Origin of the sequence: Autumnicola patrickiae, from assembly GCF_031846525.1 — a bacterium.
Classification (GTDB): domain Bacteria; phylum Bacteroidota; class Bacteroidia; order Flavobacteriales; family Flavobacteriaceae; genus Autumnicola; species Autumnicola patrickiae.
This window is the reverse complement of sequence record NZ_JAVRHM010000009.1, coordinates 90,538-111,331: the sequence shown is the minus strand read 5'-3', so window position 1 is coordinate 111,331 and position 20,794 is coordinate 90,538. Positions and strand designations below refer to the sequence as shown.

Annotated in this window: 11 protein-coding genes; 2 read left to right on the top strand and 9 right to left on the bottom strand. The window is 39.4% G+C overall.

The window, feature by feature from the left end:
• Positions 1 to 243: 243 nt before the first annotated feature.
• Positions 244 to 1,041 carry a response regulator transcription factor gene (locus tag RM549_RS09470; RefSeq protein WP_311684098.1) on the top strand — a complete coding sequence of 266 codons (798 nt, stop codon included), beginning with the start codon at positions 244 to 246 and terminating at the stop codon, positions 1,039 to 1,041.
• Positions 1,042 to 1,273: 232 nt separating this feature from the next.
• On the opposite strand, the gene RM549_RS09465 is transcribed toward RM549_RS09470, so the two are convergent.
• The 5 genes from RM549_RS09465 to RM549_RS09445 form a co-directional block, all read right to left on the bottom strand.
• Positions 1,274 to 1,960 carry a hypothetical protein gene (locus RM549_RS09465; protein WP_311684096.1) on the bottom strand — a complete coding sequence of 229 codons (687 nt, stop codon included), beginning with the start codon at positions 1,958 to 1,960 and terminating at the stop codon, positions 1,274 to 1,276.
• Positions 1,961 to 2,228: 268 nt separating this feature from the next.
• The gene (locus RM549_RS09460) at positions 2,229 to 3,659 is read right to left on the bottom strand and encodes a glycosyltransferase family 2 protein (protein WP_311684094.1); all 1,431 of its coding nucleotides are present in this window, start codon (positions 3,657 to 3,659) and stop codon (positions 2,229 to 2,231) included.
• A gap of 4 nt (positions 3,660 to 3,663) precedes the next feature.
• Positions 3,664 to 4,485, bottom strand: coding sequence for a hypothetical protein (locus RM549_RS09455; protein WP_311684092.1), 822 nt, complete (start codon positions 4,483 to 4,485; stop codon positions 3,664 to 3,666).
• A 71-nt stretch (positions 4,486 to 4,556) separates the two neighbouring features.
• A complete protein-coding gene (locus tag RM549_RS09450; RefSeq protein WP_311684089.1) occupies positions 4,557 to 4,922 on the bottom strand; it encodes a response regulator transcription factor in 366 nt (121 codons plus the stop codon).
• Positions 4,897 to 7,392 carry an ATP-binding protein gene (locus tag RM549_RS09445; RefSeq protein ID WP_311684087.1) on the bottom strand — a complete coding sequence of 832 codons (2,496 nt, stop codon included), beginning with the start codon at positions 7,390 to 7,392 and terminating at the stop codon, positions 4,897 to 4,899. Before RM549_RS09445 ends, RM549_RS09450 begins: the two co-directional genes overlap by 26 nt.
• Before the next feature lie 155 nt (positions 7,393 to 7,547).
• Here RM549_RS09445 and RM549_RS09440 point away from each other — a divergent pair, with 155 nt between their 5' ends.
• On the top strand, positions 7,548 to 9,539 hold the full coding sequence (locus tag RM549_RS09440) for a retaining alpha-galactosidase (RefSeq protein ID WP_311684084.1): 1,992 nt from the start codon (positions 7,548 to 7,550) through the stop codon (positions 9,537 to 9,539).
• A gap of 161 nt (positions 9,540 to 9,700) precedes the next feature.
• On the opposite strand, the gene RM549_RS09435 is transcribed toward RM549_RS09440, so the two are convergent.
• From RM549_RS09435 to RM549_RS09420, 4 genes are all read right to left on the bottom strand, one after another.
• Positions 9,701 to 10,204 (bottom strand): cupin domain-containing protein, encoded by a 504-nt coding sequence (locus tag RM549_RS09435; protein WP_311684083.1) that lies wholly within the window; start codon positions 10,202 to 10,204, stop codon positions 9,701 to 9,703.
• Positions 10,205 to 10,348: 144 nt separating this feature from the next.
• Entirely contained in the window at positions 10,349 to 18,127 is a 7,779-nt protein-coding gene (locus tag RM549_RS09430; RefSeq protein WP_311684081.1) for a malectin domain-containing carbohydrate-binding protein, read from the bottom strand.
• 671 nt (positions 18,128 to 18,798) lie between these two features.
• Positions 18,799 to 19,155, bottom strand: a complete 357-nt coding sequence (locus tag RM549_RS09425; protein ID WP_311684079.1) for a hypothetical protein — start codon at positions 19,153 to 19,155, stop codon at positions 18,799 to 18,801.
• A gap of 591 nt (positions 19,156 to 19,746) precedes the next feature.
• Entirely contained in the window at positions 19,747 to 20,793 is a 1,047-nt protein-coding gene (locus RM549_RS09420) for an AI-2E family transporter (protein ID WP_311684077.1), read from the bottom strand.
• Between the last annotated feature and the right edge of the window lies 1 nt (position 20,794).

Genomic DNA, 20,794 nt, shown 5'->3' with positions numbered 1-20,794 from the left:
ACGATTGAAGGAAAAACCTCTTTTTAAGCCCTTTTTTAATAATATCCAACCAGTTAAAAGGTTTCTATTTAATTTCTTATGCAAAAAATTATTCACTACAGTTTCACTCGCTAAAAATCTGGTTATCAGAAATTTATATTCACTTTGACTTATTTAAACATAGGAATACACTTACAATATATAACATTATAATGTAGTCATTTTGAGATAATTACCTATATTGTTAAAAATTTAACAGGTAGGATGGAAACGGAAAACCACAAAATCTCAGAATTATGGAGAAGGGAATATTCTTCAGAAATTCTGCAATATTCACGTTATCAGATCACTGAACAGTTCGAGAGGATGGCTGCTCTTTTTGCTCCGGGCGAATCTTACTTCTACATTTTAAATATGCACAATCTTGAATTGGATTATATCTCCCCCAGTGTAGAAAAATTTGCAGGAATATCTCCTGAAAACCTGACTATGGATGAGCTACTAAAACTTGCACTTCCGGAGGAAATTGAAAAACTGGAAAAAAAGGAACTGGTAATAAAAGATTTTTTTTGCCACTATCTTACACCCTCTGAGCTCACGAAATACAAAATAATCTACAGTTATAAAATGGTAGATCATAAAAAGAGGACCAGGGTTATGCTCATGCAGGCCACTCCAATATCAGTTTCAAAAAATAATATGCCAATGCACGTCTTTACTATTCACTGTGACATCACGCACATTGCAGCGAATAGCACACGAAGTGTTTCTTTTGTAAATCTCCAGGGTGGAAAATCGTTTTATAATGTTCCCGTAGATAAAGGTATTTTTAAACCCACTATGGGAAGTGCAGAATCCGATATTTCCGGCTCCCTCACAACCAGGGAAAGAGAGATTGTAGATCTTCTTGCACAAGGTTACGGTGCCAAGCAAATTGCAGATCATTTAAATCTTTCTATCCATACAATACACACCCATAGAAAAAATGTTCTCGCTAAAAGCGGTTGTAAAAATACTGCTGAGCTCATTGCGGAAAGTATGATGGCAGGAATTTTAAGATGAAATGGGAAAAAATTTAAGAATTTAAACTTTGAAGATGTTGAAAAAGGAGTGAAAGAATTAAATAGAAAAAGAGAAGAGAGGAGAGACGAAAGTTCACAGTACACCAGAAGATATTCATATTACATCTCTAACTTCGTACCTCAAAAACAGGTCGATAACTGCCATTTTAAAGCATCACCTAAAATCGAAGATGAACTTCAGCACTGAATAAATTGCAAAGAGTTGCACTTCATTAAAAGGAAAATCCAAGACCAATATTTGCTATTAATCCTTTATACAAAAGATTTTGAGGAGAAGACTCGGTGTCGATAGGTGGAGTTTGTCGGGTTTCAGTATAGCCATCATTAAATACCACCACGGTTTCATAATCTTTCGGAAGGGGTGTAAAGCGATATCCAACCTCAGGTCTAAAGTAGAATAAGCCTCCAAGTTTTGCCCCTAACTTCACACTGAAAGAGCTGTTCGTTAAATCAATATCCGCAGTTCCAGGATCTGTTCTGTCAGAATTTTCAGAATAAAACATCATCTCGCCGTCAATTCTAATAGTGCCATAACTGGCACCCACATATAAACCTTTTCCGGGGCTAAAGAGGTAATAATTGAGACCGCCTTCCATGTAGGTATAGTCTATTTTATCCCCGGATTCTTCGTAACCCTCCTCTTCTTCAGGTGCAAACCAGTCAGATTTAATAGTCGAATAATCTACACTTACAGCAAGTTTATCCCCCAACAAGGGCGTTACATATTCCAGGTTTCCGCCTATCAGGTTTGGAAAACCCAATTTACCTCCAATCCTGAAGGGTCTTACCTTTGGCTTATCTTCGGAAAAATAATATTGCTCCCCCACTTCCTGAGCCGAAAGAACAGACGAAAAAATTAAAAACAATGTAACAATAGAAACTTGAATAGCTTTTTTCATGTTTTTTTAATTGGCTGGTTAGTATAAAATGGATTTGTATCTCTCTGTACAATAATGCGGTAAAAATAGGTTGAGCAGCAGCATGGCGCAATACCCATTTTTAGTGATATTTTATTTTTGTGAATAGGGTTAAAGAGGGAAAGAAATAAAAAGTAAAAAGAAGAAGCAGGAACCAAGAGGTAAAAAGCAGGATTAATCTGAATATACACGATATAGCATGCCGATAATTGCCATTTTAATGCATTACCTAAAACAACAGAAACTAAGCTTATGGCTTTTTATCAAAACCGGTGCGGGTCATGTCACCCCAGCCTTTATTTCCTCTGAGTTTTTCCCAATTCCCCATAATAGCGGCATAAACGGTAAATGGATGGAAGATTACTGGTTCAAGGAGTGCAATTATCGAAAGCTTCCTAAGATCTTTTAAAGTCTCATAACGCTGGAAGGTGGCTTCTTCAGAATATAGGGCGATCATGGAAAACATTACAGCAAAGGCATAAACCAGGAGCAAAAACAGAAAGAAAAATTTCCAGCTAATAATTCCAAAAACCGCAAGTATTATTGTTATTATAAGTCCGGTGAATTCAATTATTGGCGCATAATATTCAAAAAGCATCCAGTAGGGATAGCTTAAAAGTCCAAGGGTTTTGTACTTCGGATTAAAAAGCATTTTCCTGTGCGTGTACAAAGTTTCTATTGTACCACGCATCCACCGGCTGCGTTGTTTCCGAAGTATTTTATAGGTTTCAGGGGCTTCTGTCCAGCAAAGCGGATCCGGAATATATTGCACTGTATAAGGCTCCTTATTTTCGATCATGTAACGTCGCATCCTCACAATTAATTCCATATCCTCTCCCACTGTCCTGGTATCGTATCCACCACATTTAATGGCTATCTCCCTGTCAAACATTCCAAATGCACCGCTAATAATAAGCAATCCGTCTAACTTACTCCAGGCCATCCTGCCCAGTATAAATGCCCTTAGGTATTCTATTACCTGTATTCTTGCCAGGAAATTCTCCGGAGCACGTACCTCAACAAGTTTTCCCGATTTTATTATACAGGAATTGGCAATTCTCACTACACCTCCCGTGGCTATAGTTCTTTTTTCAGATTGCTCCAGGTATGGCTTTGCAAGTTTTAGCAACACGTCCTTATCCATAATACAATCCACGTCGATACATACGAGGTATGGATTGTTGGAAATATTTATTCCTGTGTTAAGGGCATCTGCCTTACCTCCATTTTCTTTATCTACTACAACTAATTTTGAAAATGCCGGATTGGAGGAAACATAAATCGCCTTCACATCCTTTGTTTTAAGGCGCGGTTTATATTCCAAAGGAGCTTCTACCAGTTCAAAACTCTCTATCAGCACCGGAATGGAATCGTCTTTGCTTCCATCGTTTACTACTATAACATCAAAATTATTGTAATTGATCGCCAGCAGGGAACGTACATTTTCTTTTATTGTTCTAGACTCGTTATATGCGGGGGCGATTAGTGATACCCACGGTGCATTCTCCAGCGCTAAAAGTGCATTGTAATTTACAAACCTGTTCTCCCGAAGATAAGATTTTAAAGAAAACCCGGATATTATCGCCAGAACGATATAAGAAATCATTACCAGGAATACGAAAATAAGTATCAGGTAATTGAATCCATAAATGAGTATATCCAGAGCATCTATTCCTGTCATAACTTTAATATATCGATTCTGTTTTTCGTAAAACCAGTGCCATTTCCTTCTTCAGTTTTATATCCACCGTCTGCTGATAGAAACTGGAAAGAACTGTATAATGTTCTGCAGATTTGTAGTAATCTATAAGCCGAACTGTTAGCATTACTATAGAACGGTTCCTGCTCTTCAGTAAATCAACAAGATCTGGAGGAGCCGGTATATTGTGCTTCTTTACGGTAAAAAGAATACAGCTTTGCACCCAGTCATTTAAAAACATAGCTGAATCCCGAAATTTATAAATTTCAGAAATCCCTTTCATTTTTATCATTGCAATAAGTACTTCAGTTTTTACATACGGATGCTTATGAACGATATGTGAAGCGATTCTAGGATAAGATTTTAAATGATTCATGGTGGAAAGATCTCTTATCGCCTCTACCACATGCGGCCACTTTCGGGAATTTAAACGTTTTACCGAATAATTCGCAAATCCTGCTTCTTCATAAAATTGTTCCAACTTCCTGCTGTAGGCTCCACTATAGCTGTGATGCAGGGAAATTATAGCTTTTATCGAAACCTTTTGAAATAAACCTGATTGAAACATTTTCTGAAAATCCTGATCTTCCTGTATTTCCTTAATCGACATCTCCCCGAATAAAAAGGAAAACAACAGACTTTCAATTTTTTCCTGATATTCCTGTTTTCGCCGGTCTTCAGAAATACGCAAAATCCTCTTGTAGAAGGTCAGTAAAAAAAACAGCAAGCCTACCGCCAGAATTAGCAGGATAAGGAGCAGCACAACTTCATAAATAGAAAAAAATTCCTGTTGATTTGTTAGATGCATAAATAGAAATCAGGGCCTGCAGAAAATATTATATTTCACATTATTTATTGAAGTGATTAAAGAGTAACCAATTATTTTGGAAGGAGTTTCTCAATCCTTTTTAATAAAACCGGCGGACTAAAAGGTTTAGTGACAAATTCATCTGCGCCTAAATCAAACACCTCAAGCTCTGTGGATTCTACTCCGGAAGAAGTTAGCACAATAATTGGAATTGAAGAGTCCACAATTTTCTTTGCTGCGCCTATGACCTGTTGTCCAGCTGCAAAAGGCAAATTAAGATCTGTTATTAAAAGATCTGTTGGATTTTCTGAAGACTCCAGATGTGTTATGGCATCCAGACCATTATCGAAAGCACTGACTTCATATTTCTTTGAAGTTAAAAAGAAGACAAGCGACTTTCGTAACATCTCATCATCTTCCACCAGTAGGATTCTCATATTGGGGTTTGTTAATTTTTTTCAAGATAAAGAATATTTTTTTAAGCTGGTCTTTTAGAGCCTTCAGAAGTTCTTCAACTTCTTTTTGATTTACTTCCCCCTCCTGAATTTCCTCGAGATTATTCAGGTTTTCTGTATCTGCACCAATAATCCCAAAGGAGGATTTAAACTTGTGGGCAGTCGATTTAATGCTTTTAAAATCATTTTGCTCCACGCTCTTCTCCAAATCCTGAAGCATTCTTTCTGACTGCTCGATAAACAACAAAATCATTTCAGCTTTAAATTCTTCGTTTCCACCGGAAAACTCTTCGAGGTTATTCAGAAAAACTACGTCATCCGTTTCTCTTACCTTGTTAACTCCCGCATTAGTTAATTTCCGGCCTCCGCTACCTAACCATCTGTTAAGCAGCCCTTCCAGCTCCTCCTTACCAAAAGGTTTAGATAAGTAATCGTTCATACCCCGTTCCAGACACTTTACTTTTTCAGAATTAAGAAAGTTGGCGCTAAGGGCGATAATTGGCATTTTAAGATCCATCGTGTTCCTGATTTCTCGTGTTGTTTCATAGCCGTCTTTTTCCGGCATCTGGATATCCATAAACACAAGGTCATATTGGTTCTTAGCGAGAAATTCCAGCCCAATATTACCATTTGATGCGATATCTACATGATGTCCTTTTTCAGACAATATTGCTTTTATAAGTTTTTGATTAAGCTCATTATCTTCACACACCAGAATATTAGCTTTTCTTGTGATACTTTCACCTTCAACGGAATATGGACTTTTTTCTGCTATTGGGTTTTCACTTATCTTATACGGAATTACAACTTTAAAGGTTGAACCTTTTCCAATTTCACTACTTACTTCTATAGATCCATCCTGCTTCTCTATTAGCTGCTTTGAGATATTCAAACCTAAACCTGTACCGCCAAATTTTCGGGAAATGGCTTCGTCTGCCTGGGAAAATCGTTGAAAAATCTTATCCAGTTTCTCTTCAGCTATTCCAATTCCCGTATCGGTAACCGTGAATTCAACGTAACCACGATCTTTAGTACCAGTACTTCCCTGCAAACCAATACCCAATTTCACACTCCCCTGCGCGGTAAACTTAATGGCATTTCCCAGGAGGTTAATAAGGATTTGAGTCAACCTGTTCTTATCCCCAACTAAATATTGCGGCACCTGCTCCTGGAATTCATAGGTAAGCGCAATTTCCTTTTGTTTGGCTTTTAAATGCAGGATCGAAAAGACATTACGCACAACCTGCTTTAAATCAAAGACGGAATAATCCATTTCGATAATTCCGGCATCAATTTTAGATAAGTCCAGAATATCGTTTATGATAAACAGAAGATTGTCCCCGGCTGTTTTTATGGATTTAAGATAGTTGAGTTTTCCTTCTATTGATTCCTGTTCCAGCAAAAGTTCTGTAAATCCAAGAATAGCATGAATTGGTGTTCTAATCTCGTGACTTACATTGGCTATAAAATTGTCTTTATGGACATTTAAGGATTCTGCAGTTTCTTTTGCCTTCTGAATTTCTTTTTGAGCATTGATCTCTGCTGTTATATCCTGGGCAATTTTAATTACCTTTATTACCTCGTCATCCAAATCAAGAATAGGATTATAAGTGGCCTGAAACCAAACTTCTGAGCCGTTTTTATGCCGCCTCATAAAGCGACCACCCCTGGACTTCCCTTTTTTAAGTTCCTGCCAGAAGTTACAGTAATCTTCTTTCTGTTCTTCATTCAATAATATTGAATGTTGTTTCTCCAATAGCTCTTCTTTGCTGTAGCCTATGGAATTGAGAAAATTTTTATTGACCTTTAGGATTTTTCCTTCCGGTGAGAATTCAATTACTCCGTTGTTCAGTTTTATTGCCTTCAGCAGATTATCATATTCGCCCTCCTTCTGAAGAAGTTGTTTTTCGGCTTCTTCTATTTTCCTGTCAAGAACAATACTCAATTCTTTCCTTAGCTCTTCATTTTTCTTCCTCGCCTCCAAAAGAGACATCACCTGATCTGCAAGTATTTGAAGGGCTTTTCTTTGATCTGGCCGCAACTTTTTTGGCTTTGTATCAACTACACAAACGGTGCCTATATTATGCCCATTATCGGCCTTAAGAGGTGCACCTGCGTAAAACCTTATTCCCTCACTTACAGTGACATGAGGGTTATCCTTTACCCTGTCATCCAATTTTGCATCTTCTATTTCTAAAATCCCGTCTTGCAAAACAGTATGCTGACAAAAACTTTCTTCTCTTTGTACTTCATTAAAAGCTATTCCAACTTTAGCTTTATACCACTGCCGGTTTTCGTCGATCATGGAAATAATCGCAATTGGAGATTCACAAATAATAGAGATTAATTGCACCAGGCCATCAAAATCCTCTTCGTATGGAGTATCTAAAATATTGTAAGACAGTAGCGTTTGAATTCGCCATATTTCTTCATTGGGGTGGGGATCATTCATAGAACAAAAATAGAAAAAAGAATTTTGCCGCACTCTTCCTGTTCATTTTTGATTCATCTTCTAGAGAAAGCAGGCCTTCTAATTTTAGTGTCCAATAGGCAGCACTTTCAGGACAAGCGGAAATAAAGTATCTTGCTTTACCAAAATCAACAATAATGTTGCGTATTACAAAAATCATAACTCTATTCGTTTTTGTTACTGTTAGCAGTAGCGCTGTACTTGCCCAAAAAGAGACCAGCTTTACACTAGCATCTCCAAATTCTGAAATACAGGTGGAAGTTAATATTGGTAAAAATATCACCTGGACTGTATCCAACCGTTCACACCAGGTTATCTCCCCTTCCCGTATCGCAATGACGCTGGAAAATGGCGAAGAACTTGGCACCACTCCTAAGGTCCGCGATTCTGAAAAAAAGGAGATCAATACGACTATTGATGCGATTAATTATAAAAAGGATATCATTGAAGATCATTACAATCAGCTGATTTTAAAGTTCAACAAGAATTATGGTTTAATCTTTAGAGCTTATGATTCCGGCGTTGCCTATCGCTTTACCACCAACAGAAAAAAGGAGTTCACTATTGCTTCTGAAGAGGTGAATTTTAATTTTCCTGAAGATCATATGATCTATATTCCTTATGCTAACGATCCGGCAAACGACGTGTATCAGATTTCATTTGAAAACCTCTACCAGCATATTCCTTTATCTGAAATTAACAAAGATACGATCGCTTTTGCCCCTGTTCTGGTGGAATTGCCAAACGGAATGAAAGCAGCAATTACAGAAGCAGACCTGGAAAGTTATCCCGGAATGTTTCTGAAAGCAGGCGACAATGATTTTTCTTTAAAAGGAGAATTTGCCGGCTATCCCCTGGAAGAGGAACAGGGCGGACATAACGGATTACAGTCTTTTGTCACCAAAAGAGCCGATTACATAGCAAAAACTTCAGGTTCGCGTAGTTTTCCATGGCGCGTTGTGATCATCAGCAACGAAGACAAAGAACTTCTTAATAACGATATGATTTATAAGCTTGCTTCTGCCCCGCGTATAGATGACACTTCCTGGATAGAACCTGGAAAAGTCACCTGGGACTGGTGGAATGACTGGAACATTTCGGGAGTGGATTTTAAAGCCGGAATTAATACCGAAACCTATAAATATTACACCGACTTTGCCGCAGAAAATGGGATTGAAAATATCCTGCTGGATGAAGGTTGGGCTCCCAAAGGAGAGATTCTAAATACAATTCCTGATATAGACCTGGACGAAATTATTAGTTATGCCGGCAGCAAAGGTGTGGGGGTCTGGCTATGGTCTGGCTATCTCCCATTGGCGCAAAATATGGATGAAGCGCTGGCTACTTATTCTGAAATGGGTGTAAAAGGTCTAAAAGTAGATTTTATGAACAGGGATGATCAAAAAATGGTTGATTTTTATTACGAAATATCCAGAAAAGCTGCGGAACATCAACTTATGCTGGACTTTCATGGCTCCTATAAACCAACCGGCCTGCAGCGTACCTATCCTAATGTGGTGAATTTTGAAGGAGTTCGCGGTCTGGAAAATACAAAATGGTCCAATACTGACTTTCCTTTGTATGACACCAGAGTTCCCTATATAAGAATGCTCGCCGGCCCGATGGATTATACTCCGGGTGCAATGATAAATGCCAGTAAAGATAATTTCCGGGCAATACATTCTGCTCCCATGAGCCAGGGAACGCGCGTACATCAGCTTGCACTTTATGTACTTTATGAAGCTCCGTTTAATATGCTTGCAGACAATCCAACCAATTATAAAGATGAACCCGAAAGCACAGCGTTTATAGCTTCTGTGCCCACTACTTTTGATGAAACCGTTGCATTGGACGGTAAAGTAGGAGAATACGCAGCCATTGCCCGGAGAAAACACGATATATGGTATGTAGGTGCCATTACTAACTGGGATGCACGGGATCTTGAAATCGATCTTTCATTTTTACCGGAAGGAGACTACGAAGCCGTAATTTTTAAAGACGGAGTAAATGCCGACAAAGAAGCAACCGATTATAAACGGGAGGTGATAAATGTAAAGTCTGGTGAGCAACTGAATGTTCATCTGGCAAACGGGGGCGGCTGGGCTGCCAGAATTTATCCTGCACAATAGGTAATTAGACTGTAATTTAGTGCTCAACCATCAGCATAAAACCAGCGGCTGCCATTCTCATGGCAGCCGCTGGTTTTTTAAGTTGACCCTGAAAAACTCTTGAAATGGAAAAACAGACTGCTTCTTTAAAAAAATAGATTTAATGTTGTTATTATTGAGATTTAGCCCCCCGCCCAAATCTTTGGTAAACCTTCGTCTTTTCCTAAAACAGGATCGCTTTCCGGTAATGGCACCTCAGCAATATTTTTGTCCGATTGAGGGCGTTCCTGATCTTTTCCATAGTTCATGTCGTGGTCCATTCCGTTGGGATAAGCGCCTACTATCTGGAAATCTTCACTTCCCAAATTTTTGTGCCCCACCCCTGCCGGAATAACAATTACATCTCCGGCAGTCACTTCCAGTTTCTCGCCTTTTTCTCCTCCCAGTTGCAATAAAGCTTTACCGCTGTACACTCCCAGGACTTCATGGGTATTACTGTGATAATGATGATAATCATAGACACCATTCCTCCAGGAGTTTCTCCAGTTATTTTCTGAAAATCGCTTCTCCAGCCATTCAGCTCCGGATTTTCCCCTTTCCGAAAACGCATTTTTATACAACAGAAGCGGAAGCTTATTATTCGGGATGCTTCCGTCGTCTTTAAAGAAGTATTCTTCTGGTTTCATAAAATTACTTTTTATCTGATTAAAGCTGAAATACCTTGAATATAAGAAACTCTCCGGAATTTCAGAATAAAAACCAGACTTTGATCTTACATTTACAAATAGAAGCAATCCCTTTATCTCCTACATTTGTTTATCAGTTTTGAGTTAATTCTTAACGATGAGTCTTAGGTTTACCGCATTGGAAACACTCGTATCTAATCTTACAATATAAATTCCATCGGGAAGACCTGAAACCCTGAAGAGGTACAGCCCATTTTCTACTTTCGTAAGTTCTTTTTTAGGATAGGTTTTAATCATTTGTCCGCTATATCCGTATAAAGACATTCCGTTTACTTCCACCTGTGTATCAGATAACTGGAGATAAGCTTCCGAAGAAACAGGATTGGGGTAAATTGATGCTTTCAACTCTCCCAAATTCGTCCAGCGACTCTGTTGCCCGGAACCTTTACTATCCTTCTGTAATAACGCCTCTGCTTTTATTGTTTCCTGGGATGGACCAAGTATTTCTATTCCGTTTATAAGCGGATTTTCTACGTTATGAATAAACGAAATATCCAGAGTGCCATCCCACACCTCAGCATCGTAGGTTACGATTCCACCTACCTGATGACCGAACCTGCCCGAGAGGTCCAAATCATTCAAATCTGAAGGTATCACACCTTCAATTGCCACATCATAAACACGTTGACCAGGAGAGGAACTACCTTTCCAGCCATTTCCAAAGTACAAGCGCACCTGGTAAATTCCCGAAGTGGTTACCGGGAAAGAATAGGTCATATTTGGTGGTCCGGATTTGTCATCAAAACGCTCAGAATTATAAATATTCATAGGAGTGGTCGTTAGATCCACATCTGGATGATAGGATTTCATTCCATAGTTAAGCGTCCTGTTTCCTCCAGCCTGGACCAGATAGGGAGAATTATCATCGGAAGTATCGGCACTCCAGTCCATTTCTCCATCTATAGCTGGAATTGCCGGGCCACCTGCGTTTACACGGTAAAGCACCACATTTTCTTCAGGCACTTCCTCTTCCTTAACAATAATTCCAAAAGTTTGCTCCACAAAATTTCCATCAGTATCTGTTGCACGGATGGTGAGCTCTGATACTGCAGAAGAAGATGGGTAACTGACAGCAAGTTTGTTGACTGAAATAACAGCACCTATTTCCGGATTTGTGTTTTGTAAATTGTAAGTGAGAATTTCATCATTATCATCAAAATAAGTATCCAGAAGTATCTCTTCATCAGGAGCATTAACATATCGTTCCAGGTCTGGCATCACTTCAGCAATAAAGGGTTCTCCTGAGAATATCGTCCAGGTGAAACTGATTTCCACAGTATCAGAACTTTCTTCATCACCATCATCTACCGTGATAATTACGTTGTAAGGACTGTATGTATGGGCATCTGAAGCAATTATTCCCGAAATGGTCCCTGTGCCAGCGTCGATAATAACACCTTCTGGCGCACCGCTCATTGAATAGATCAGTGCTCCATCCCCACCTGTGGCTGTAACACCCAGGCTGCTATCCAGTTCATCTCCTATAAGATTTTCCTGGGAAGCAACTGGAGTCACCTCAATAGGAATGCCTGCAGGATCGTAGATCACACTTACCGTAAAAGTCTGCTCTACAAAATTACCATCAGCATCGGTTGCCCGGATGGTTATGTATGATACCGCAGGAGAAGACGGATAGGTAAGAGTGAGTTTATTCCCCGTAATAATAGCACCTATTTCCGGATTTGTGTTTTGCAAAGTATAGGTGAGAATCTCATCATTATCATCAAAATGTGTGTCCAGAAGTATCTCTTCATCTGTAGCATCAACATATCGCTCCAGGTCTGGCATCACTTCAGCAATAAAAGGCTCTCCCGAGAATATTGTCCAGGTAAAACTCATTGCCGATATATCAGAAGTCTCTTCATCACTATCATCTACAGTAATAATGACGTTGTAGGGGCTGTATTTATGAGCATCTGCAGCAATACTTCCTCCTATCTGGCCGTTGGTTGGTTCTATAACTAAACCTGAAGGTGCTCCTGACATTGAGTATCTTAAATTACCCTCACCACCACTGGCAGAAACTACCAGACTACCGTCCAGTTCTTCCCCTGAAATATTAATTTGATCCTCAAGGTCTGCCACTATAATCGGATTACCTCCTGAAACTCCCAGAATTTCTATTCCGTTTATCAGCGGATTTTCCACATTATGTATAAATGAAATATCTATAGCACTGTCTAAAACCTCAGCATTGTACGTTACGATTCCACCCACCTGATGACCGAACCTGCCAGAGAGGTCCAAATCATCTAAATCTGAAGGTATAACACCTTCGACTTCTACATCGTAAACACGTTGACCCGGGGAGGAACTACCATTCCATCCATTGCCAAAGTACAAACGCACTTGGTAAAATCCTGGTTTGGAAACAGGGAAAGAATAGGTCATATTAGGCGCTCCGGATTTATCATCATATCGCTCTGAATTGTATATACCTGTAGGAGTGGTAGTAAGATCAACATCTGGATGATAAGATTTCATTCCGAAATTGAGTGCTTTGTTACCTCCGGGCTGTACAAGGTATGGCGAATTTTCACCGGCAGTGTCTGCACCCCAATCCATTTCCCCGTCTATAGCTGCGACCGCAGGACCACCAGCATTTACCCGATAAAGCACAATGTATTCCTGAGGTATCTCCTCCTCCTTAACCCTCACTTCAAAAGTCTGCTCCACATAATTTCCATTAGCATCTGTAGCCCGAATGGTTATTCCTGATACTGCAGGAGAAGAAGGATAGCTAATAAAAAGAATATTATTTGAGGTTACTGCTCCAAAATTTGAATTGGTATTAGCTTTGACAGTATAAATTAAGTTTTCCTTTCCATCGTTGTCATCAAAATAGGCATCCAGCACTATTTCTTCATCTGGAGCACCAATATATCGTTCGATATCCTGTATAATTTTAGCAATAACAGGCTCTCCTGATAATATTGTCCAGGTGAAATTTGTTTCCACAGCATCAGAAATTTGATCATCACTGTCATCTACCGTGATAAGGACGTTATAAGGACTGTATTGATGAGCATCTGAAGCGATTACTCCGGAAATAGTTCCTGTAGCAGCGTCTATAATCAAGCCTTCTGGCGCACCACTCATGGAATAGATCAGCGCTCCATCCCCACCTGTAGCTGTAACGCCAAAGCTGCCATCCAGTTCATCTCCTATCAGATTTTCCTGAGAAGCAACTGGAGTCACTTCAATAGGAACGCCTGCAGGATCGTAGATAATATTTACTCCAAAGGTCTGCTCCACAAAATTTCCATCAGAATCGGTTGCACGGATGATTATATCTGATACTGCAGGGGAAGATGGATAACTTAGAGCGAGTTTATTGTCCGTAATAACAGCACCTATTTCCGGATTTGTATTTTGTAAAGTGTAAGTGAGAATTTCATCATTATCATCAAAATATTTATTAAGAAGTATCGCTTCATCGGGAGCATTAACATATCGTTCCAGGTCGGGCATCACTTCAGCAATAACAGGTTCTCCTGAGAGTATTGTCCAGGTAAAGTTGATTTCCACAGCATCAGAACTTTCCGCATCACTATCGTCTACTGTAATAGTTACGTTGTAAGGACTATAATCATGAGCATCTGCAGCAATTGTTCCGGAAATAGATCCTGTGACAGCGTCTATAACAACACCTTCTGGCGCGCCACTCATTGAATAGACAAGCGGTCCATCCCCGCCTGTGGCTGTGACACCGCAGCTACCATCCAGTTCATCTCTAACAAGATTTTCCTGAGAAGCAATTGCAGTCACCTCAATAGGAATACCTGTTGAATCATCTATTACCCTGATTTGGAAAATCTGTTCCGCATAATTCCCATGAAGATCGGTAGCCCGAATAGTAATATCTGATTCCGCAGTTGAGGAAGGATAATTAATAGTAAGGGTATTGCCGTTTATGATGGGCTTCACTTCAGTATTAGTATTTTTCTCCACTGTATAGCTTAGGTTCTCCACACCACCATTATCATCAAAGAAAGTATCTAAAAGCAGTTCGTCAGCCGGAGCATTAATATTTCGTTGCAGATCTGGTATTGCCTGGACAATCTCCGGTTTTCCTGAAGTTACCACCCACTTAAAATTAACAATTTCAGCATCGTCCGTCTCCTCATCTGCATCATCTATAACCACCATTACTGTATAGGGGCTGTTTATATGTGCATCAATATCAATATTTCCTGAGATTCTTCCAGTAGCTGAATTCATAGTTAAACCTTGTGGTGCTCCTGTCATAGCATAATTTAAAGTTCCATCGCCTCCATCAGCCAAAACCTGAAGCCCACTCTCCAATTCTTCTCCGGAAGGATTGATCTGGTCGTCTACTTTTGTGACTATAACTGGATTTCCTTCTGACATTTTGAGAATTTCAATTCCATTTAAAAGCGGATTTTCCACATGATGAATAAAAGATATATCTATAGCCCCGTCAGTCACCACAACATCATAGGGAACAACCCCACCAACCTGGTGACCAAACCTGGCAGAGAGATCCAATCTGTTTAAATCTGAAGGTATAACTCCTTCAATTTTCACATCATAAACACGCTGTCCGGGGTCAGAACTTCCGCTCCAGCCATTTCCACAATAGAGTCTAACCTTGTAAACCCCGGCTGTATTTACCGGAAAAGAATAGGTCATGTTTGGTTCTCCCGCCTTGTCATCAAACCTTTCTGTATTAAATATGGTCTTAGGGGTAGCGGCTAAATCCACACCCGGATCATATCCGGTCATTCCAAAAATCATAGTACGGTTACCGCCGGGTTGAGACAGGTAAGGAGATTGATTTACAGAAGTGTCGCCACTCCAATCCATCTCTGCATCTATGGAAGTTATTACCGGACCACCTGCATTTACCCGGTAAAGTACCGGCTTTTTCTCAGAATCTGGATCTACAGCTTTCACCTTAAAAGTTTGCTCTGTAAAATTTCCCTCAGCATCGGTTGCACGGATAATTATACCCGCTATCGTAGGAATGGACGGATGACCAATAGCTAAATTATTCTCTGAAATTACTGTAGCAACTTCTAAATTGGTATTACCCTGAACAGAATAAGTGAGATTCTCTACACCATAATTGTCATTAAAAAAATTATTCAAGTCAATACTACTCTCTTCCCTATTTAAATGAACTTCCATATCGGGGATCTGTTTTACCACATAAGGATTATCTACTGTAACATTTAAGAAATCCCAGGTTCCTTCAACCTCCACACCTTCAGCATTTGAAGAGCCAATAAGCCCCACTGCCAGATCGATATCTTTTTGCTGAATGGCATCAAGAATAGCCCCTTCAGCATAAATACTTCCAACTTCACGGCGTACGTCCGAATCCTTGGAATACTCCAGCCTGATTAAACCTGTAGAGGGATCTATGATAAAAAATAAAGAAGCTCCCGATTCTGGCCTTTCCTCAACAGCAATATCATAATTTATCGGGGTACCGGGAATGTCATTAAGCTCCTGTTGCACCTTTATTCCTCCGGGAGTAAGAACAAATTTGATGTAGTTACTTTGAGAACCATCACCTATAAAGATTCCCAGCTCACCATTTGGCGCATGAAAGTTTCCATACAATTGAAGCGGTGCATTAAAATTGAATAAACCACCCGCCACAGTAAAGATGCCGGTCGTAAAATTTGTCTGCACCCCGTATTGGAAAGCCTTTTCCTGTGTATTATTACTACCAAGCGCCGTCCCTGAAGTCATTTGCATAGTCATGGCCCCAATTGCACCACCAAGAATATCGTTCGGGTTAGGATCGTTAGGGTCGTCCCTGCGATCCAGCCAGTTCAACCAGTTTGGGTTTGGTTCTCCGTTGTTCATTAATCCCGTAAGACCAAGTCCCATATAACCATTCAGATTAGTATTACTGGAAAAGAGTTGGTTTGTTACTGGAAGTACAAAGGCGTCACTGCCTTCTTTAAAGGGATCTCCCAGCTGAAAAGGATCATCTCTATCCGGAATTCCGTCATTATCATCATCTGGATCATTTAAGTCTGAAATCATTAATCCGCCTGAAGATTTATCAAAATCTCCCGGCTGGGAAGCTCCGTTACAGGGATCTGTACCATTATCAAACTCATCCTGATTGGTATATCCATCAAAATCATTATCTGCCAAAGCATCATAATCATCTTCAGGAGAGAGTTTACAATTAATAAAATCCTGTGGTTCTAAAACCACCAGTTTTCCTCCCAAAGTCGCCACCCAGATTGTCCCGGGAAAAGGATCATCATCACTATTACAGGTTATTCCCAGTGCATCCCCTCCTATTCCTGAGGCAAAGGATGGGGTTAATTTTTCAAGAGTTCCATCCGCTTTTAACTCCACCCGTCTTAACACACCGGTATTAACGCCCGCTATTAAGTCGCCTTTCATGGAACCATCAAAATTTGATGCAGTATACTCATCTATACCATTAGTATTTGTTCCCCAGATGGTGACCAGGACATCCTTCTCTCCATCTGGATTGAGATCTCCAGGAGAGCGATTATCTCCCTCTACAGGATTAGCTTTTAAAACCGGAGGCCAGTCGGCCGGTAAAGCAAGATGAGGATCTGAAGTATAACCTGCTGAAGTTGGATTTGGGTGGTATTTCAAGGTACGAAACACTGCGCCTGTTGTTCCGGTAGCAGCAGGATTGGTATATAAACCTGCTCCATGAGGATTAGCACGGACTGGAGTACAGTGGCCTCCATAAAAACTTCCGAATTGATAATTTTGAATATCCTGCGTTACCAGCGTTAAATGATCCTTATTATTGATCTTTTCTCCATCACTAAAAGACGTATTTCCAGGTTCGGCAGGATCATAATCGTTATTGACATTCGCTGTTCCTTCATTTACGGGAAAACCTCCCCAACCTCCATTTGCACCATTGTCTGTAACATAAACAGCACCGCTTTCTGTAATCACCAGATCATAGGCATTACGATAACCGGGAGAAAAAATTTGTACAGGTCCACCTTCAACAATTTTTGCCTGATTCAGCCCATCATTTCCACCAAAAGGATCGTTAATATCAATCCCATCATAAGCCGGATCATCGGGATCTGTAATTCCATTGAGATTTGGGCGGGTAGGGTCATCTACCGTGGGGAGATCGTATATATATTTTCTGCCATTATCGTCCCGAACAGGCATACTCTCCAGCATGCTAAGGTTCACCGAAAGAATAGCGGCAGAGAGAGCATATTCTGTAGTAAATGCGAAATTAACCGAAGGACTTCCGCCGTTGGTATGCCCTCCCTGCGCAACAATTAGATAATCCTCACCGTTAATGGTGCGGAATTCCATACCGTTAGTAGCGTGATTTTCTTCAGATCTGGGGAGACCCCGTACGATATCCACCACATCCCAACCTGTACCATTCCAACTGAAGCGGGTAATGATTCCGGAATTAGTATCCAGCCCCACATCGCCACTTCCACCTCCCCCACCGCCACCTATACGAAAATCGCTGGAAGCCACATAGATTACCGGGTGCTCTGAAGTTCCTGTAACGGTAAGACCTACTGTCTCTCTATAAGCCGAAGAAAAAGAAGTCCCATCATCATTGTAATTTGGAATACTTTGGATTTGCTGTAATATCTCTACATCCGTAACCATATAATCCCCTGGGCCGGTACGCTCGAGGGACAGGATTTTGATCTCACCTGTATATTCTGCTACGTATAGACGCTCATCTGGCCCAAACATGAGAGAAGTACCATTATTGAGGTTTCCTTTTCCATTAAAGTTCAGATCTTTTTGGGAAAAACTCTGTGCGTTAACATTATAAAAATGGAAAAACATGATCAGTAAGGTGATAATAATGGAGTATGTGAGACGTTCGTAATTTTGCTCCATAGTTGAAGTATTTAGATTAGATAGATTTAAAAAATGAAGATGAAACTGCTTCAGAAATAGCTGTTATTGATGCTTCACAAAAAGCAATTCATCTAAAGACCTTATCAATTTTAAAAGGGGAGAAAATATCGCGAAATGTCCTTAAGAGGAGTTAGGACAAACGACGTACACGGCATTCAATTAGAAATATTTTCTAACCGGAATAACTGAAGATAGGGTACAGATTAATCCTATAACGAATATAATACTATAGACAGAAAGGAAATATAGTTTTCGATGAACAACCTGGAATTTAGCCAAATTGACTTTCCCACGTCATATGAAGAATCTTCCTATTAAATTAGGTTTCAAATTCTTACAATTGCATTAAGCTGATAATTATTATTTTAAGAGATAAATATATTCCGGAAGAGAAGGAATATCAGGCTATCCAGATATATCATTTTCAAAACTTAGTACGAAAATTGCCAATTTTCGAGCTGCAGTTTTCCAGATGATAAGGAGATTTAATTTTAGCAGATGGCCTTCAGAATCTTTATGGCTTTTTCAGATCTTTTGAAGAATTATTGGAAGCTTCCAGATAAGAATGTTGCTGCAGCCATTTTTCCAGTGTCGAAGGCCAAAATTGTTTTGTGCCCTCATATCCCAAACCAAAGCCGTGGCCTCCTTTTTCATAAAAAAACAAAGGTCGTTACCCCTATTTTATTAAACCAGCTGGCAACGTTACTACCTTCAGCCTGAACTGCGAGGTGACCATATCCCCCGCCGGGAAAGATAAGGACTGCGGTGCCATTGCTATTTTCGGGATAAAATACGCTGAGGGTGGGATTGGAAACTTTTCTGATACGTTTTACATTTCCTTCTGCGTCAATTTCAGGTTGCTCTTTATAGTTTCCGGAAATAAGTGCGCCGGGAAGAGCTTCATCATAAAGGTCTATTACTTCATCTTGTGCAAAAGCGGTACTAAAAAAGCAAATTGCGATGATTGTGCAAAAAAGACTATGCTTTAAAATGCTTATTTTCTTCATTATTTTTTATCGATTAAATACTCCAGATGAATTACTCCCATTTTGGTACTTAAAATTTAATTTTCTCCTCTAAATATACCATTTACAACCAATTTTAGCTGCTGAAAGGTCGTTTTCACAAATTTTTCAGCTTTAACAACAACATTTTGGCCTTCAAAAGGATGTATTCTCTTTGATTTTCAGCAATTTTCCTGCTGAAATCTCTTCAGTAAAGATCTATTCCGAAGAAAATAAGAGGCAGCCCAAAAATGGCAATTATCGACCTTTAGCTTGTGAAAGCTTAAATACTAAATTTTAAGAAGAGATAGTTTTGAAAAGGTTTAAAATGCAAAAAAGCCTCTTCCCAACCTAATGGAAAAAAGCTTCTCATTGGCATATACCGAAGTGAATCAGTATCCTACCACTTCACCCCAATAAATTGGGATAAACAACACCTCTTTATATTCAGTTCAAAAAGCATAATTTCTTAAGCCTTTTGAAAATAATTTACTTATTACGCTTTTACTGTCCTAAACTTAGAAAGCGGATGCTAATATAAGGAAAATTCAAAAAATCTGAATTATTTAATTTGGAAAACCCTGATGCACTAAACTATGCCTCCTGGTTTTGCTCACGCTCCTTTAAGTATAAATCCTGAACCAGAACAATTACTATAACGGTTATTGGAGTAGCCAGAATTAAACCCCATCCCCCGGTAAGAGCACCCATAAAAAGTTGTGCGATAAGAATAAGGGCTGGAGGCATTTCTATCATTTTCTTTTGAACCATGGGAGTAATAAAATTACTTTCCAGGAATTGCACCAGTACATAAATCCCTAAAATAATAAGTGCGGTTTTAGGTCCATCCAGAAGACCGATTAAAATTGCCGGTATTAAAGCTATTAAAGGTCCAAAATTGGGAATAAAACTAAGAAGGCCGGCTAAGAGAGAAAGTACTAACCATAATTCTATTCCAAGAATGGAGAGCCCTATTGCGGTAAAAGCAAAAACTACAAACATGGAGAATAATTTTCCCTTAAGCCAGTTTCGCAGCTGTTTTTTAAGATGGCTTAAAACATTTTGAGCTTTTTTATGTTTTTTTGGAGGGAAAAGAGTGACAATACCCTTTGCATAAAGATCTGGAGAAACGGTAAAGAAAATCCCTATAAATAATACCACATAAATATCACCAAAAGCTCCAAAGGTAGATTGGAAAAACCTTCCTCCAAAAGCCTCTGCTTTTTTAATAGACTCTTCTGAAGTTAGCGTTTCCATTACTTCCTGTCCTACTTCACTGTTATTAAGCTGATCTCTTAAATTGTCGAAAGTTGAAGGTATAGTCTCACTAAGAACAGAAATTTGAGATTGAATTTTTGCACCTATCAGCCAGAAAAACAAAAGTATAATTATAAAGGTTGAGATTATGGAAATGGTTTTACACAGCCACCTCTTCCAGCCGGTGTTTCTTTCTATAAGAGAACTTAAGCCGGTAAAGAATATTGCAATAAGGGATCCTGCAAAGATTAGTAAAAGAGCATTTGCAGCTTCAATTATCAATAAAATAAATAAAACCGTAAAAGTTAAAATTCCAACAACAATCCATACTTTTTTTCGAAAAGTAAGGTCTTCAGCATGATCGCTACCGGAACTTTTTTGCATC